The 15,410-nt window shown below is 68.2% G+C and carries 17 protein-coding genes; 10 read left to right on the top strand and 7 right to left on the bottom strand.

Annotated features, from left to right (window positions below):
- Positions 1–27 precede the first annotated feature (27 nt).
- Positions 28–2,568 (top strand): valine--tRNA ligase, encoded by a 2,541-nt coding sequence (valS, locus tag OG555_RS25980; RefSeq protein WP_329475158.1) that lies wholly within the window; start codon positions 28–30, stop codon positions 2,566–2,568.
- A 208-nt stretch (positions 2,569–2,776) separates the two neighbouring features.
- Entirely contained in the window at positions 2,777–3,652 is an 876-nt protein-coding gene (locus tag OG555_RS25975; protein WP_329475157.1) for a hypothetical protein, read from the top strand.
- Position 3,653: 1 nt separating this feature from the next.
- Here the strand turns inward: OG555_RS25975 and OG555_RS25970 are convergent, their stop codons facing one another.
- A complete protein-coding gene (locus tag OG555_RS25970) occupies positions 3,654–4,580 on the bottom strand; it encodes an AEC family transporter (protein ID WP_329475156.1) in 927 nt (308 codons plus the stop codon).
- An 85-nt stretch (positions 4,581–4,665) separates the two neighbouring features.
- Positions 4,666–5,193: a MarR family winged helix-turn-helix transcriptional regulator gene (locus tag OG555_RS25965; RefSeq protein WP_329475155.1), complete on the bottom strand. Its 528-nt coding sequence runs from the start codon at positions 5,191–5,193 to the stop codon at positions 4,666–4,668.
- A 72-nt stretch (positions 5,194–5,265) separates the two neighbouring features.
- Between OG555_RS25965 and OG555_RS25960 the strand changes: the two genes are divergently transcribed.
- Positions 5,266–5,694 carry a PPOX class F420-dependent oxidoreductase gene (locus OG555_RS25960; RefSeq protein WP_329475154.1) on the top strand — a complete coding sequence of 143 codons (429 nt, stop codon included), beginning with the start codon at positions 5,266–5,268 and terminating at the stop codon, positions 5,692–5,694.
- A 62-nt stretch (positions 5,695–5,756) separates the two neighbouring features.
- Complete coding sequence (locus tag OG555_RS25955; RefSeq protein ID WP_329475153.1) at positions 5,757–6,149, top strand: nitroreductase/quinone reductase family protein; 393 nt, start codon at positions 5,757–5,759, stop codon at positions 6,147–6,149.
- Between the two features lie 149 nt (positions 6,150–6,298).
- Here OG555_RS25955 and OG555_RS25950 read toward each other — a convergent pair whose 3' ends face one another.
- The gene (locus tag OG555_RS25950) at positions 6,299–6,718 is read right to left on the bottom strand and encodes a hypothetical protein (RefSeq protein WP_329475152.1); all 420 of its coding nucleotides are present in this window, start codon (positions 6,716–6,718) and stop codon (positions 6,299–6,301) included.
- Between the two features lie 217 nt (positions 6,719–6,935).
- On the opposite strand from OG555_RS25950, the gene OG555_RS25945 reads away from it, so the two are divergent.
- The 3 genes from OG555_RS25945 (at position 6,936) to OG555_RS25935 (ending at position 8,794) form a co-directional block, all read left to right on the top strand.
- The gene (locus OG555_RS25945) at positions 6,936–7,433 is read left to right on the top strand and encodes a hypothetical protein (protein ID WP_329475151.1); all 498 of its coding nucleotides are present in this window, start codon (positions 6,936–6,938) and stop codon (positions 7,431–7,433) included.
- A gap of 65 nt (positions 7,434–7,498) precedes the next feature.
- Positions 7,499–8,239, top strand: coding sequence for a phosphodiester glycosidase family protein (locus OG555_RS25940; RefSeq protein ID WP_329475150.1), 741 nt, complete (start codon positions 7,499–7,501; stop codon positions 8,237–8,239).
- Between the two features lie 18 nt (positions 8,240–8,257).
- Positions 8,258–8,794, top strand: a complete 537-nt coding sequence (locus tag OG555_RS25935) for a YbhB/YbcL family Raf kinase inhibitor-like protein (protein ID WP_329475149.1) — start codon at positions 8,258–8,260, stop codon at positions 8,792–8,794.
- On the opposite strand, the gene OG555_RS25930 is transcribed toward OG555_RS25935, so the two are convergent.
- Complete coding sequence (locus OG555_RS25930) at positions 8,791–9,300, bottom strand: COG4315 family predicted lipoprotein (RefSeq protein WP_329475148.1); 510 nt, start codon at positions 9,298–9,300, stop codon at positions 8,791–8,793. The two genes, OG555_RS25935 and OG555_RS25930, sit on opposite strands and share 4 nt — an antisense overlap.
- 90 nt (positions 9,301–9,390) lie before the next feature.
- Between OG555_RS25930 and OG555_RS25925 the strand changes: the two genes are divergently transcribed.
- Positions 9,391–9,894, top strand: coding sequence for a sigma-70 family RNA polymerase sigma factor (locus OG555_RS25925; protein ID WP_329475147.1), 504 nt, complete (start codon positions 9,391–9,393; stop codon positions 9,892–9,894).
- Positions 9,891–10,496, top strand: coding sequence for an anti-sigma factor family protein (locus OG555_RS25920; protein WP_329475146.1), 606 nt, complete (start codon positions 9,891–9,893; stop codon positions 10,494–10,496). Before OG555_RS25925 ends, OG555_RS25920 begins: the two co-directional genes overlap by 4 nt.
- Before the next feature lies 1 nt (position 10,497).
- On the opposite strand, the gene OG555_RS25915 is transcribed toward OG555_RS25920, so the two are convergent.
- The 3 genes from OG555_RS25915 to OG555_RS25905 form a co-directional block, all read right to left on the bottom strand.
- Complete coding sequence (locus OG555_RS25915) at positions 10,498–11,754, bottom strand: hypothetical protein (protein WP_329475145.1); 1,257 nt, start codon at positions 11,752–11,754, stop codon at positions 10,498–10,500.
- Between the two features lie 4 nt (positions 11,755–11,758).
- A complete protein-coding gene (locus OG555_RS25910; protein WP_329475144.1) occupies positions 11,759–13,294 on the bottom strand; it encodes an alkaline phosphatase D family protein in 1,536 nt (511 codons plus the stop codon).
- Between the two features lie 220 nt (positions 13,295–13,514).
- The gene (locus OG555_RS25905; RefSeq protein WP_329475143.1) at positions 13,515–14,414 is read right to left on the bottom strand and encodes an AraC family transcriptional regulator; all 900 of its coding nucleotides are present in this window, start codon (positions 14,412–14,414) and stop codon (positions 13,515–13,517) included.
- Positions 14,415–14,534: 120 nt separating this feature from the next.
- Here OG555_RS25905 and OG555_RS25900 point away from each other — a divergent pair, with 120 nt between their 5' ends.
- Positions 14,535–15,386, top strand: a complete 852-nt coding sequence (locus OG555_RS25900) for an SDR family oxidoreductase (RefSeq protein ID WP_329475142.1) — start codon at positions 14,535–14,537, stop codon at positions 15,384–15,386.
- The last annotated feature ends 24 nt before the right edge of the window (positions 15,387–15,410 follow it).

The raw sequence follows: 15,410 nt of genomic DNA, 5'->3' as shown, positions 1-15,410 counted from the left end.
CCCTTGACAACCACTACGATTGTGCGCATGAGCCTGACGTCCCGTGTTCCAGACAAGCCCAGCCTCGAAGGTCTCGAGGAGAAGTGGGCTGCCGTATGGAAGGAACAGCAGACCTACGCCTTCGACCGCACCGCCGAGCGCGCCGATGTGTACTCCATCGACACGCCCCCGCCGACGGTCTCCGGGTCGCTGCACGTCGGCCACATCTTCAGCTACACCCACACCGATCTGGTCGCCCGCTTCCAGCGGATGCGCGGCAAGAAGGTCTTCTACCCGATCGGCTGGGACGACAACGGCCTGCCCACCGAGCGCCGGGTCCAGAACTACTACGGCGTCCGGTGCGACCCGTCGCTGCCGTACGACCCCGACTTCACCCCGCCGGCGAAGCCGGACCCGAAGCGTCAGCTGCCGATCTCCCGGCAGAACTTCGTCGACCTGTGCGGTGAGCTGACCCACATCGACGAGCAGGCGTTCGAGGCGATGTGGCGGAAGGTCGGCCTCAGCGTCGACTGGTCGTACCTTTACACCACGATCTCCGAGGACTCACGTCGTACGTCCCAGCGGGCGTTCCTGCGGAACTTCGCCCGCGGCGAGGCGTACCTGTCCGAGGCGCCGACAATGTGGGACGTCACGTTCCAGACCGCGGTCGCGCAGGCCGAGCTGGAGGCGCGGAACTATCCCGGCTTCTTCCACCGGATCGCATTCCACGCGCCGCACGGGCCGGTCTATATCGAGACGACCAGGCCGGAGCTGATCCCGGCCTGTGTCGCGCTGATCGCGCACCCGGACGACGAGCGGTACCAGGGCTTGTTCGGCAAGACCGTGACGTCGCCACTGTTCGGCGTCGAGCTGCCGGTCCTCGCACACGAGGCGGCCGAGCCGGACAAGGGAGCCGGCATCGCGATGTGCTGCACGTTCGGCGACCTGACCGACGTCCAGTGGTGGCGCGAGCTGCAGCTTCCGACCCGCACGGTCATCGGCCGCGACGGCCGACTGCTCCGCGAGACGCCGCAGTGGCTGGAAGGCTCGGAGCTGTACGGCGAACTGGCCGGCAAGACCGTGTTCAGCGCGCGTGAGCTGATCGTCGCGAAGCTGCGCGAGAGCGGCGACCTGGACGGTGAGCCGATGCCGACCCAGCGGATGGCGAACTTCTACGAGAAGGGCGACAAGCCGCTGGAGATCGTCTCGACCCGCCAGTGGTACATCAAGAACGGCGGCCGGGACGCCGAGCTCAAGCAGGAGTTCATCGACCGGGGCAACGAACTGGCCTGGGTCCCGGACCACATGCGGCACCGATACCTGAACTGGGTCGAGGGGCTGAATGGTGACTGGCTGATCTCCCGCCAGCGCTTCTTCGGCGTCCCCTTCCCGGTCTGGTATCCGCTCGACGCCGAGGGCGAGCCGGACTACGACCACCCGCTGATGCCTTCAGAGGCGGAGCTCCCGATCGACCCGACCTCGCAGGCACCGCGTGGGTACGACGAATCCCGGCGCGGCAAGGCCGGTGGGTTCGTGGCGGACCCGGATGTGATGGACACATGGGCCACGTCGTCGCTGACGCCGCACATCGTCTGTGGCTGGGAGCGGGACGAGGACTTGTTCCGCCGGACGTTCCCGATGGACCTGAACACGCATGCGCACGAGATCATCCGTACCTGGCTGTTCTCCCGCGTCGTCCGGGCCCACTTCGAGAACGGCACGCTGCCGTGGGCGCGGTCGATGATCTCCGGTTTCGTTGTCGACCCGGACCGCAAGAAGTTCAGCAAGTCCAAGGGCAACGCGATCATCCCGGACGAGATCCTGACCAAATTCGGCTCGGACGCGGTCCGGTGGCGGGCCGCGATGACCCGGCCGGGGCTGGACTCGCCGTTCGACGAGTCGCAGATGAAGGTCGGGCGGCGGCTGGCGATCAAGGTCCTGAACGCATCGAAGTTCGTTCTCGGGTTCGGGGCGTCGACGGTCGATCCGGCGGCGGTCACGGAGCCCGTCGACCTGGCGATGCTGCAGCGACTGCGGTCGGTCGTCGCGGACGCGACGGCTGCCTTCGAGCGGTACGACTACACAGGTGCTCTCGAGGTCAGTGAGCGGTTCTTCTGGACGTTCTGCGACGACTACGTCGAACTGGTGAAGGAGCGCGCATACGGCGGTCAGGGCGACGCCGGCGCTGCTTCGGCGAAGGCGGCGTTGGCAGTTGCGTTGTCGGTCCAGTTGCGGCTGCTGGCGCCGTACCTGCCGTATGCGACCGAGGAGGTCTGGTCGTGGTGGCAGGAGGGTTCGATCCACCTGACCAGCTGGCCGACGCCGGACGCCGACCTCGCGGTCGCCGACCAGGAGCCCGAGGTCCTGGATGCGGTCTCCGAAGTGCTCGCGGGGATCCGTGGCGCCAAGTCGGAGGCGCAGGTCTCGATGAAGACCGAGGTCAGCAAGGTCGAGGTCACCGGACCTGCCGCCCGGCTGACGCTGGCCGAGCGGGCCGAGCCCGATCTGCGGGCGGCCGGCCGGATCACCGGCGAGATCATCTGGCACCCGGACAGCACCGACGCGATCAAGGTCGTCGCCGCCCTCTGAACGCATCCGTTTCGCCCGGTGCCCGCCCCCTTCCGGGGAGGCGGGCACCGGCCGTTCGGCGCCACGAGAGATGCTGGACTAGTCCCCTGCTCTTGAAGAGCCAGGGCCGAAGACCGCGAACCGAACGACTACGCTACGGAGCGGATTTGTCTCGATGTGGAACCATCGGGTCCGAACCGCGCGACCGCACGTCCGAGGAGCCAGCCCCATGAGCGACCCCACCACCCCGGCCCGCCCAACCCCCGAGGCTCCCGCCACCCCTGCTTCCGAACCCGCGGACAGCACCACAACGAACGCGAAGCCGGCAGACGAGACCACCGCGACGGCTGCGGATGACAGCACCGCGACGGCTGCGGAGACCACGACCGAGCTGGCGCCGGTGGGCGCGGACGACACGGCACCGGCCGAGCCTGCCGGGAAGGCACCGGCGGCTGCGGCCACGGCGACCACCGGCGCCGCGACTGCAACCGCCACCGCCACCGCCACCGCCAAGAAGTGGTGGCAGCGAACTCCAGCAACCGACGCTTCGGATTCTGGTGTGAAGAAGAAGTGGTATCGGCGGATTCGGCTGCGAGGGCCTTGGCTGACGGTCGGTGTCGCGCTGGTCGCGATCATCGTGCTGGCATTGCTGGGGTACGTGTGGGGCCTGGGGCCGCTCAACCGGCTGAACACGGCGCGCGGGATCACCCCGCCGGCGAAGCTCGCGGGGCTGGACCGGATCACCGATCAGGAGATCCGCGGCCAGTTGCAGCTGGATCAGACCCGGCAGGCGTTGAGCCGGATCAACGACGGGAAGCAGGCGACGGTCGAGGCGTACGGGACCATCGACGGCAACCGGATGTTCGTGGTGATCGCGCTCCGCGGCAAGGTCGACATCAACAAGACCGTCGCGGACTCCGGCGCGACCCCGGACAAGGTCAAGAAGGTCGGCAACTCCACCTGCGTCGAATCCACCGGCAACCTCCCCACCCAGTGCTACCGCGGTTCGAACACCCTGACCGTCATCGCCCAGTCCGCCAACGAGGGCGTCGCCGTGGATCAGGTCGCCCCGGTGGCCGAGGAAGCCTTCGACGCGATGAAGTGAGTCAGCCCAGCAGGCCTGCGATGGCGATCATGATCGGGATGGACAGCAGCGTGCTCAACAGGACCACACTCCGTGCGAGCGTGCGGCTGCTGCGGTAGTGAACGGCGTACACATAGACGTTCTGCGCGGTCGGTAGCGCGGCAAGCAAGGTCGGCGCCAGCAGGGCCGCGCCGTGGAGGTCGAGCACCCAGCGCCCAACGGCGTACGCCGCAAGCGGCTGCACCATCGTCTTCAGGAGCACGGCCAGTACGACGTCCCGCTGCAGCGTGATCGAGTCCTTGGTGCCGGCGCTCAGGCTGAGTCCGTAGGCGACCAGAGCGACAGGCACGGCCGCAGCGGCGATGAGGTCGATCGGGCGCATCACGAGGGTCGGGAGGTGCACCCCCAGCGCGGCGCAGAGCAGCCCGAGCAGGGACGCAACAGTCAGCGGATTGCGGAACGGACGGGCCACCACGGTCCGCAACGACACCCGCCGGCCGGTCCCCTGCCGATCACCATCGAGTACGGCGAACGCGATCGGCGCCATCACCAGCAACTGGAACAACAGGATCGGCGCGACCACCGCGCCCACCCCGAGCACGTACGCCGCCACCGGTACGCCGAGGTTGCCCGCGTTCACGTACGACGACGCGAGTACGCCGATCGTCGCCTCGGATCTCGTCCGTCGCCAGATCAGCGCGGCCGCCAGCAGGAAGATCACCTGGACCACGAACAGGCTGGCCACGTTGGTCACCAAGACGACCGAGAAGATCGAATGCAGGTCCGCGCGGGCGACGGTCGTGAACAGCAACGCCGGCGTCGCCACGAAGAACGCCAGCCGGGACAGCACCAGCTCGTCCTGAGCCCGCAGTACGCCGATCAGCCCGACGACATACCCGAGCACGGCCACCGAGACCAGCGCAACGAAGGCACCGACGACGGCGGACACTTCAGGCGCTCAACGGCTTCGGCACGGCTGGATCGTATAGGAACGGTTCACCCCGAACCCGGGGCCGGTTTCACCGGTTGGACGCTCAGCACGCACCGTGTGCGGACCGGCACGTGTCGATGATGCCGGCCATGGTCGCGCGGAAGTGTTCACGGTCGGGAGCCCCGAGTGGCTCGAGCAGCTGGTTCAGCGCGTCGCTGACGTCGGCATGGAAGGCCGTCGCCGCTCGGTGGCCGGCGTCGGTGAGCGTCACCTGAACGGCCCGCCGGTCGCCGGGAACCCGCGAACGCTCGGCCAGCCCACGCTTCTCGGCCCTGTCCATCAAGCCGGTCAGCGCGGCCTTCTCGACGCCGAAGCACTGCGCCAGCTCGGCCATTCCCTTCGGACCACCGAGCAGGACGCAGAGCAACCTGGCCTGGACCGGCGTCAGGTCGTGCCGTTCGGAGAGGCTCGCGTAGATGCCCTGTACCACGCCCGTGAGCTGCAGCAGCCCCGCCGCGGCATCCATCCGGTCCGCATCCAGGTCGACCGCGTGCAGCAGCGGCGCAGCCGGGCGCAGGTCCCTCGCGGCGCGAGCCCGCACCGGACCGCCGGGCGTCTCCGTCTCACTCACATCCACTAAGGTACATGGCATGTATAGTTAACATTGCGTACAGTACGTGGCGTTAACTATCGAGGAGAAGCGATGTCTTTCAGCGACGAGGAGCTCGCCTACCTGCGATCCCAGCAGCTGGCCCGGATCACGACCGTCTCCAGCGACGGCCAGCCGGACGCCGTACCGGTCGGGTTCGAGTACGACGGGACGCACCTGTTCATCGGCGGCATGGACCCCGCCAGGACCCGCAAGTTCCGCAATGTCCGCGACGGGAACACCAAGGTCGCGGTCATCCTGGACGACCTGGCGTCCGTCACCCCGTGGGTCCCGCGCTACCTGCGCATCTACGGCAACGCCGAACTCGTCGAACGCGACGGCCGCTTCGGCCCCGGCGCCTACCTGCGCATCACGCCGACGGTGTCGTGGAGCTTCAACCTCGAAGCCAAGCCGTTCACTCACGACAACCGCGTCACCACCACCCGCACCGTCCACGCAGCCGAGGCGGTGAACGGGCGATGAGCTTCGACACCCAACCAGGCACGCGAGGCGCCCGCCAGCCGAAGGGGCGCATGATGAGCTGGATGAACCGCCTGATGGCTCGGCGTGTCCGTCGGCGCGGCGCCAAGTTCCTGGGCTTCAACGCGATGGCCCTGACCACAGTCGGTCGCAAGAGCGGTCTCGAGCGGACGACGCCGGTCGGCTGGTTCCCCGGGACCGACGGGAGCTGGCTGGTGGTGGCCTCCGCGGCCGGCGCACCAGGCAACCCTGACTGGTACTACAACCTCGCCGCCCACCCCGACCAGGTCCGGATCGACGTCGACGGCAAGACCGTGGACGTACGCGCGGAACAGTTGCACGGACCGGAGCGCGCGCAAGCGTGGGACCAGATCACGACCGCCGCACCGCGGTTCGCGCAGTACCAGGTGAAGACCGACCGCGAGCTTCCGGTCATCCGGCTGGTTCCGCGGCACTGATCCATCGCCTGGCACGATCCGACGAGTCCATGAGGAACTCCGGGGGCGGCCGAGGTTGACAACGAGGGCGAAGCGCCGTGCCTGCAAGGAATTCTGCACCTTTGAGGCCCGCTGGTCCTATCGGCACGGCACTTCGTTGCCGCCGAGGCTCAAACAGCGTAGGTGCAGTGTTCGGCCGCGCCTGCGAAGTTCAGATGGAAGCATGCCCGCGCGAGATAACCGGGTCCGTCCCAGTATTCGCCGGTACTGGCCAGGTCCGCGGCCCCGGACAGGTTTTGGAGGATGGCGGTTCCCGCCACCGACGACCAGGTCGCGCCGTTGTTGGTCGAACGCTCGAGCAGCATGGTGCAGTTCCAGCCCGCGTGGTCGTTGTAGTAGAACGCTCGAGCATAGTTGTTGGAATACAGCTGCACCTCTGCGCGGCAATAGCCGGCAGCAGTGTCCTGCTGAACCTCTTGCCACGTGCTGGTGCCGCCGCGAGTCTCAGCCTGGGCAGCGGTCTGGGTGCCGACCAGGATGGCTGTCACGCCGACGGCGACGGACAAGGTGCGAAGTACTCGTCTGCGCATGCGGTACGAACTCCGTTTCTCTGACGTCCATCGTCTCTCTCCCACGAGAGAAACTTTGAGATTCGGATTGTACGGATCCCGTAGGGTCACCCGACTGGCCGGGTTCGAGGACACATCGTCCGGCTCACGCCGAGGCACTGAACCGTAACCTGTCAGATGCTGCCCAGTCAGCGGCTGGAGTGGAAAGATTCCACCACCGGACCCGACGATGGTCGGCATGACTACTTCCGCTCGAGTATTCCGGGCTGCGCTGGGCGCGGCCGCGGTGTTGGGTGTGCTGACGGCCGCGATGACGCCGTCCGCCGGTGCGGCTCCGATCGATGGGGTTGGTACGGCGGCTGTGCTGGTGCCGGCCGGACAGGGGCTGCCGATCGGGGACGCGGATCTGGTGGAGACCCGGACCAGCCAGGTGCTGGCTCGCGGGGTCACGCTGACGCAGATCGTGCGTGGGACCGACCCGGCGCCGGCCGACCAGATCAACACCACGCCACGCGGCCCGTGGGTCGTCAATGTGCTCACCATCGACCCGGCGAAGTCGAAGGGCCACCTCAAGACGACGTACGGTCCCGACCTGGCCCGCGTCGAGAAGACCTCGGACCTGGTGAAGTCGGCGGGCGCGCTCGCCGGGGTGAACGCGTCCTTCTTCACCTTCACGGCGGACCCGCTGTACCCGGGTGACCCGGTCGGCCTCGTATCTCCGACGGCAAACTGCTGAGCGAGCCCCTGACCGACCCGACCGAGGCCAACCTTCTGATCGATGCCAAAAGCAACAAGATGGTCATGGGCCACCTGAGCTGGTCCGGCGCGATCCGGAACCGCTCCACCGGCGCCGAACTCCCACTCGAGTTCGTCAACCACCCGCCGGTGATCCCGGCCGCCTGCGCCACGCTGCCCGACCAGACCACGTGCACCACACCGGGTGACGTCGTACTGTTCACCCCCGAATTCGCTGCGGCGACTCCGGCCGGCGCTGGCGTCGAGGTGGTGCTGGATCGGCGTGGATGCGTCCTACGGACGGCGACCACGCGCGGCACGACCCTGACTCCGAGCCAGACCTCACTCCAGGCGACCGGCCAGGAGACGGTCGCGCTCCTGAAGGTCAAGGGCTGCGTCCACACCGACCTGAAGGTGTCGAACGAGAACGGCGACAAGGTCCCGCTCCACAGCGGCCTGTACGGCGTGACCGGTCGCTACCGCTTGACGGCGAACGGCGAGATCGTCGTACCGGGCGGCACCGGCAGCTTCTTCGACCGCAACCCGCGCACGATCGCCGGTACCACGTGGGACGGCAAGGTCGTGCTCGCGACGATCGACGGCCGGCAGACGACGAGCGTCGGTACGACGATGAACGAGACGGCCGCGGTCGCGAAGGCGCTCGGTCTGCGGAACTCGATCAACCTGGACGGCGGCGGCTCCACCGCGATGGCGCTGCAGGACGGGACGGTGGTCAACCACCCGAGCGGCACCGGTGGCGCCGAACGCGCCGTCGGCGACGCGATCGTCTTCGTCCCCGGCCGGTAACACCAGTACGTTGAAGGGGTGCGACTACGGCTCGGCCTGTGGACGACCGTCCTCTTCCTGACGGCCGGGTGCGGTGGTGGGCAGGCGAAGGAGCCCGCCACCACCGCCCCGGCCAGCATCACCGTGACCAGTACGGCGTTCCGCGACGGCGGCCCGATCCCGCGCAAGTACACGTGCGACGGCGACGGTGTCTCACCACCGCTGACGTGGACCGGTCTGCCCGCCGGCACCGGCGCGCTGGCGATCGTGGTCGACGATCCGGATGCACCACGCGGCACCTTCACCCATTGGGTCGTGCTCGACCTCCAGCCCACGACCGCGTCGATCGCCGAAGGACAGCTACCGCCGACCGCGAAGCAGGCCGCCAACTCAGCCGGCAAGTCCGCGTACTACGGTCCCTGCCCACCGAGTGGAACTCATCATTACCGCTTCACGATCTACGCGCTGTCCCAGGCAACCGGACTGCCCGATGGCACCAAGCTCGACGAGGCGCTCAAGGCGATCGACTCCAAATCCATCGCCCGCGGCCGCCTCACCGCGCTGTTCGCCCGCTAGTAGCCGTAGCCCCCACCACCCGTGGATGACGGCGCCTGCGTCGGCGCTGCGGCCGTGGTGGTCGCCGCGTGCCAGGTGAAGGCGGTGCCGGCGAACGCGTCCTGCACGTTGTTCCCCTTGCCTTGCCCCGGCCCGTTGTCCAGGTTGAACGTGTACAGCGGCTTGCCTTGGTACGTGAGCTGGTCGTTCCCAGTGTCGGTCCGCTTGACCACTCCCAGTCCGGGCATCTCCTTCGCCGCATCAGCGGATCCAGCGACCGGCATCCAGAAGCTCAAGCAGCCCGCCGTGCATCTGATCGTGCCGCCGGCCTCCTGGTCGGCGAAGTACAGCGTCTTTCCGGCCGAGTCGACCAGGGTCTGACCGACGCCGTCGACCGCCCGCACGGAGACGGCGCCGCTCTCGGCGGGCGGCGGGTTCCCGGCCGCCTGGTTCGCGCCGCCACCCCCGCACGCGGTCAGCGTCGCCAGTCCGACTATTGCTCCAAGCAACAATTTCCCAGATTTCATCCGAGGTCACTCCTCTCCCTGACGAGTACGCATTCGAGGGCCGGGAGGTTCAGTTGAACCCTTGACGGCTTTTCCGCGTATCTGTCGGGTGTGGATGACGACACGGTGATCCGCGCGCTGTACGACAGGTACCGGCGTCCGTTGTTCGGCTACGTCCTGCGTTCGGTGGGCGGAGATCGCCAGTACGCCGAGGACATCGTGCAGGAGACGATGACGCGGGCGTGGAAGCACTCGGCCGACCTGGATCCTGAGCGGGCCGGCCGCTGGCTGTTCACGGTCGCGCGCAACCTGGTCATCTCCGGACAGCGCAAACGCGTCGCCCGGGTGACCGAGGTACCGATCGAGGACCGCGAGTTCCCGGCGCTCGGTGACGACATCGACCGCGTGCTGCAGGTCTGGCAGGTGGTCGAGGTCCTGCACGGCCTCAGCCACGACCACCGGCAGGTGATCATCGAACTGTTCTACCGGCGGCGCACCGTCGCCGAGGCGGCGGTCGTCCTCGGGGTTCCGCCCGGGACGGTGAAGTCGAGGAGCTACTACGCGCTGCACGCGTTGCGCGCCGCCCTGGAGGAGCGAGGAGTGACCGGCCCATGACGTGCCCGGAGACCATCACGATCGGCGCCTACGTCCTCGGTGCACTCGATGCGGCGGAACGGCGTACCACCGAGCAGCACCTCGAGACCTGCGCCGCTTGTCGCCAGGCCCTCCTCCAGTTCGCCCAGCTGCCCGGACTGCTGCACGTCGTACCTGTCGAAGACATCGAGTCGCACGAGCCGGAGCCGCCACCACTGCAACTGCGGAAGCGGCCGGTCCGTCGCAGGTGGCTGCTGGCGGCCGCAGCCGCGGTGATCGTCGGCGGTGCGCTCGGATGGCAGGTGATCGACCACCCGGACTCGACGACCTGGACGGCGACGAACGGCGTCGGCGGCATCGACACCACGGCCGAGCTGACCAGTCATGGCTGGGGCACCGACATCGAACTCCGGATGACCCACCTCAAGCCCGGTGAACACTGCATGCTGATCGTGCACGGCCGGGACGGGACCGTCGAGACGGCCGGCTGGTGGGCGGCCCCGAGCAACTACCGGGCCGACGTGCCGGCCAGTACGTCGATCCCGCTGCACGACATCGACCGGCTCGAGGTGGTCACGGCCGGGGACGCCGTGCTGAGCACGGTATCCCCGGCGACGCGGTGATTCACCAACTGTTGTTGGAGATTCCAGTGCCCAGGACGACCTGGTCGTAGGTGTTGCCGTCGTTGTCGTCGGTGTAGGCGACAGCCACTTCGGCGTACGGCGAGACCGCAACCGTCATCTGTTCCTGGCGGCCGGCCGTGACGGAGCTGAGCTGCTGGGACGACAAGCGGCCCGTGTCAGTACCGTCCGTACCGAAACCGCGAACCCAGACATCGAGGTCGGCGGCCTGGATGGTCCAGCCGACGACCGACTGCGACTGATCGTCGATGCCGACCGACGGCGCCTCGCCGCCGACCGCCACTTCGACATCGGCGTACCGAGCGGCGCCGGTGGAGTCGAAGGAGCGTGTCCACACCCCCGCCGTACCGGTGTGGTCCGACTCCCACGCGACCGCGAAGTCGCCGTTGAAGTTGGCCGCCACCGCAGCGTGCGTCTGCTGGCCACCGCCGTTGAAGTTCGCGATCCGGCGCGACAGGGTGGCCGCACCGTTGGTCCGTCCCAGCCGGATCAGCCCGATGTTGTACGCCGCATTGGCGTCCCCGTCCTCGTCCCACACCACAACCGCGTCACCGGACGCCGACACGGCCACGTCCGGGTTGTGATGCTGTCCGGTCGTCTGCGATGCCGTGACCTCCCAGGCCCGGGTTGTCGGCCCGGTGTACCCGGCCGCCTTGACCATGGCCTGCGCACCAGTCTGGATGTCCTCCCACACCACGGTGAACGCGACCGCGGCACTGGTCGGCGCACCATCAGGGTCGACAGCGACGCGCGGGTTGATCTGTTGACCATCGGCGCTGGTGTTGGCGTTGCCGGTTGCGGTCACCGTGCCAGCGGTATTCACGACGCGGTACGGGATGTTGTAGAAGCCGTTGCCGTCCGGGTCGTCCTGCCACACCACGACTGCGTTGCCTTTGTCATCCAGTCCGACGTCGGGATGCAAGTGACGCCAGTTGGTCACACCACTACTGCCTCCGGCCGACAGCTTGACCTCGTACAGCGACGTCCCGTTGTGGAACACGCGAAGGAATATCTCGCTGTGTACGTTGTCGGTCGCGTTGTCGGTGTCGCGGTCGTCCTCCCACGCCACGGCCACGTAGCCGTTGCGGTTGGTCGCAACCGACGGAGCGTCCTGGTCGCCGATGGCCACGCTGTTGGCGGTCACCCAGGTCGGTGTGGCGATGTGGGCGTCCGCAGTGGTGGCGGTGAAGGTGAGAGTCGTCGCCGCCAGCGCGGTGATGGCCAGTGTCTTCTTCATCATCGCCTCACACCGCCTGCAGGCCGGGCTGGCCCTCTTGGACGACGAACGACTTGAGCGTCGAGGCCACGGCGCCGTGCTCCGACACCTTCGCCACTGCACGGAAGTCGGCGTTCAGCTGCGTCGGGCTGACCGTCGCACGAATGTAGCCGCGCCGGTTGCTGTAGAACTTCAACCACGGGTTCGTCCCCACGTCCGGGATCGCGGTGGTCGCGTCGCCGTCGCCGCTGGACGTCACCGAGCTCGTCACCAACTCGCTGCCGATGGTTGCCGAGTTCGCGTTGTTGTAGTCGGCCTTCAGGTCGTTGCCCCAGGCACGGTGTACGTCGCCCGTGAGCACGACGGGGTTGCGGACGGCACGGTCCACCCAGCCCTGCTGGATCCGGGCCCGGGACGCGCGGTAGCCGTCCCAGGAGTCCATGCTCGCACCGGTCGAGTTGAACCGCCGCGCGAAGAACACCTGCTGGCCGATGATGTCCCACGTGCCGAGGTGCTGCCCGAGGCCGTCCAGCAGCCAGGTCTCCTGCGGGTTGCCCGGCAGGCTGCGCGTCGCCAGATCCGCGTCGGAGCAGATCTTCCACCCGTCACCACAGGCCTGGTCGTCGCGGTACTGCCGGGTGTCGAGCATGTGGAACGTCGCGAGACTCCCCCACCGCAACCGCCGGTAGAGCTGGATGCTGTTGCCGCTGTTCACCTGTGCGGGCCGCAGCGGCATGTTCTCGTAGTACGCCTGGTACGCCGCGGATCGACGGGCAGTCCATTGCGCGGCGGTCAGCGCAGGGGTGTTGTTCTCGCGGATCGTGCCGGCGTAGTTGTTCTCCACTTCATGGTCGTCCGGTACGACGATCCACGGCGCGACCGCGTGCGCGGCCTGAAGATCCGGGTCGGTCTTGTACTGCGCGTACCGACGGCGGTAGTCCGCGATCGTCACAACCTCGTTGCCGAGGTGCAACCGCGGGCGTCCGCTGGTGGGGCCGTACTCGTAGATGTAGTCACCCAGGTGCAGGATGACACCCGGATTCTCCTCGGCCATCCGCCGGTAGACGGTGAAGTACCCCTCCTCGTAGTGGGAGCAGGAGGTGAAGGCCATCACCAGGTCACGGCCGTTCGTGCCGACCGCCGGGGTGGTGCGGGTGCGGCCGACGGGTGAGAGCTGGCCCTGCGCGCGAAAGCGGTAGTAGTAGTCGGAGTCCGGGTTGAGGCCGCCCGCGACGACGTGCACCGAGTGGGCGGCGGCGTACTGCGCGGTCACGGAACCGAACGCGACGAGGGTGCTGAAGGTGTCGGTGGTCGACACCTGCCAGTCGACGACGACGTCGGCGTTCGCCATCCCGCCCTGGCCGTCGGCGTTCAGGGGCGACGGGGCCAGCCGGGTCCAGAGGACGACGCTGTTCGCGTCGGGTTCGCCGGAGGCGATACCGAGCTGGAACGGGTACGGGACTGCCGCGGTCGCTGCGATCACGGCTGAGCGGACCGGGACGGCGCTGACGCCGGCCGCGGCAAGTCCGCCGAAAACAAGGGTCCTGCGACTGATTGGGCTCATGGGCCTCACCTTCACTGCTACTCAGGGCGGCAGGCACCCGGACCGTGGAAACTGTCGGTGACATTCCGGGAACCTTGAGTGTGCGTGGTGCTCGATGCCCATGGTGGCGCAAACCGTGTAACTTTCCTACGGCTGAGGCCGTTCTGCTCAGTTGAGGGCGAGGATGAGCAGCGCAGCCGCGGCGAACTGGTCGCCACGCTCCGGCCCGACGACCTGACGGTCAGGCGAGGGTGAGCTGCCGGCGGTAGGTCCCGGGCGGGATGCCGAAGTCTCGCTTGAAGGCCTTGGCGAACGCGAACTCCGACGTGTACCCGATCTCCTTCGCCACCGTCGCGAGCGGCCGATCGTGATCCCGCAGCAGCCGGGCCGCCGTCGTCATCCGCCACCGCGACAGATAGGTCAGCGGCGGCTCGCCAACAGCCTCGGTGAATCGCCTGGCGAAGGCAGCCCGCGACAGACCGACTCTCGACGCGAGCTCGGCGACGGTCCACGCCGCGCCGGGCTCGGCGTGGATCAGCTCGAGAGACTGCGCCACGGCGGGATCGGTCAAAGCCCGGGACCAGTCGCTCTCGGTCGGGCAATCGCGATCCTCGAACCAGGCCCGCAGGATCAGCACCAGCAGCGCATCGACAAGCGGCGGTACGACGGCGGCGGCGCCGGGGCGCTGGGCGTCGAGCTCCTCGCCGAGAATGCCGATCGCGGTGTGCAGCGTGCGATGCCGGCCCGGGTCCGCGGGGACGTGGACGACATCGGGCAGCCTGCTCAGCACCGGATGCGGCCGCTCACGATCGAGCCGGTAGGTGCCGCACAGCAGCAGCGAGCGCGCGCCGCCGCCTTGGACGGGCTTCTCGACCGCTGGATCGAAGTCGACCAACGGAGACTCGGGATGATCCGCCAGCGCGTGCTCGAGGCCGCGGGGCATCAGCACCACGTCGCCCGGACCCATGGCAACCGGCGTCCCGCCCGGCGGCAGCAGCCACGCCGTCCCCTGCAGGACCAGATGGAAGGTCGCGCCGAACGAGTGCGCGAAGCGCAGGCCCCACGGCCCGCGGACATCAGTCCGGCCGGACGTGGCCGGCCCGGTCCGGAGCGCGGAGACGACGTCGGCAAGAACATCCATGGTTGGAATCATACGCTACGCGGTTGAGACGATTAGACATAGATCAGCGCTTTCCTGACATAGATCCACTCGCGCCTGCTGCCTAGGCTCGGTGACACAAACCAACGACAAGGAGTACGGATGAGCATCGTCGTCACCGCCGCCACCGGTCATCTGGGCCAGCTCGTCATCGACGAGTTGCTGGAACGCGTTCCGGCCGACCAGGTCGTCGCGGTCGCGCGGAACGCCGCGAAGGCTGCGCCCCTCGCGGCTCGCGGCGTCGAGGTCCGGGTTGCCGACTACAACGACCCGGCCGCGCTGGCCAAGGCTTTCGGCGCCGGCGACACGGTCCTGCTGATCTCCGGTCTCGAGGCGAACCGGGTCGCCCAGCACCAGGCCGTGATCGACGCGGCCAAGGCGGCCGGCGTCGAGCGGATCGCGTACACCAGCGTGCTCGGCGGTCCGGAGGCCGACTTCGACCTGGCCGCCGACCACATCACCACCGAGCAGGCGATCCTCGACTCCGGTCTGCCGTACACGTTCCTCCGCAACGGCTGGTACCACGAGGTCTACACCGAGCAGATCGCCGTACAGCTCGAACACGGTGTGATCGGCAGCGCGGGCGATGGCAGGATCGGATCGGCAAGTCGGCGCGACTACGCCGCTGCGGCCGCCGTCGTGCTGACCGGTCAGGGCCGCGAGAAGACGGCGTACGAGCTGAACGGCGACACGGCGTGGACGCTGACCGAGTACGCCGCGGAGCTGACGAAGCAGTCCGGCAAGGATGTTGCCTATAACAACGTTCCGGCCGAGACGCACGTCGGCGTCCTCACTGGCGCCGGACTCCCCGAGCCGCTGGCCCGGATCTTCGTCGACGTCGACAATGCGATCGAACGCGGCCGCCTGGCCGGGCGCGGCTCCGACCTCACCCGCCTGATCGGCCGCCCGACCACACCCGTACCCGACGCCATCGCCACCGCCCTGCAGAAGTAACGGTTTGTCCGGTACGACGTACGC

Source organism: Kribbella sp. NBC_01484, from assembly GCF_036227145.1.
In the GTDB taxonomy this organism is placed as follows: domain Bacteria; phylum Actinomycetota; class Actinomycetes; order Propionibacteriales; family Kribbellaceae; genus Kribbella.
Note: the sequence above shows the minus strand (reverse complement) of the source record. Positions and strands in the feature narration are given on the sequence as shown.

Excerpts from the sequence above, each read along its gene's own strand:
- valS (WP_329475158.1), top strand. The coding sequence starts at position 28 with ATGAGCCTGACGTCCCGTGTTCCAGACAAGCCCAGCCTCGAAGGTCTC.
- OG555_RS25975 (WP_329475157.1), top strand. The coding sequence starts at position 2,777 with ATGAGCGACCCCACCACCCCGGCCCGCCCAACCCCCGAGGCTCCCGCC.
- OG555_RS25960 (WP_329475154.1), top strand. The coding sequence starts at position 5,266 with ATGTCTTTCAGCGACGAGGAGCTCGCCTACCTGCGATCCCAGCAGCTG.
- OG555_RS25955 (WP_329475153.1), top strand. The coding sequence starts at position 5,757 with ATGAACCGCCTGATGGCTCGGCGTGTCCGTCGGCGCGGCGCCAAGTTC.
- OG555_RS25950 (WP_329475152.1), bottom strand. The coding sequence starts at position 6,718 with ATGCGCAGACGAGTACTTCGCACCTTGTCCGTCGCCGTCGGCGTGACA.
- OG555_RS25945 (WP_329475151.1), top strand. The coding sequence starts at position 6,936 with ATGACTACTTCCGCTCGAGTATTCCGGGCTGCGCTGGGCGCGGCCGCG.
- OG555_RS25940 (WP_329475150.1), top strand. The coding sequence starts at position 7,499 with ATGGGCCACCTGAGCTGGTCCGGCGCGATCCGGAACCGCTCCACCGGC.
- OG555_RS25930 (WP_329475148.1), bottom strand. The coding sequence starts at position 9,300 with ATGAAATCTGGGAAATTGTTGCTTGGAGCAATAGTCGGACTGGCGACG.
- OG555_RS25920 (WP_329475146.1), top strand. The coding sequence starts at position 9,891 with ATGACGTGCCCGGAGACCATCACGATCGGCGCCTACGTCCTCGGTGCA.
- OG555_RS25915 (WP_329475145.1), bottom strand. The coding sequence starts at position 11,754 with ATGATGAAGAAGACACTGGCCATCACCGCGCTGGCGGCGACGACTCTC.
- OG555_RS25910 (WP_329475144.1), bottom strand. The coding sequence starts at position 13,294 with ATGAGCCCAATCAGTCGCAGGACCCTTGTTTTCGGCGGACTTGCCGCG.
- OG555_RS25905 (WP_329475143.1), bottom strand. The coding sequence starts at position 14,414 with ATGGATGTTCTTGCCGACGTCGTCTCCGCGCTCCGGACCGGGCCGGCC.
- OG555_RS25900 (WP_329475142.1), top strand. The coding sequence starts at position 14,535 with ATGAGCATCGTCGTCACCGCCGCCACCGGTCATCTGGGCCAGCTCGTC.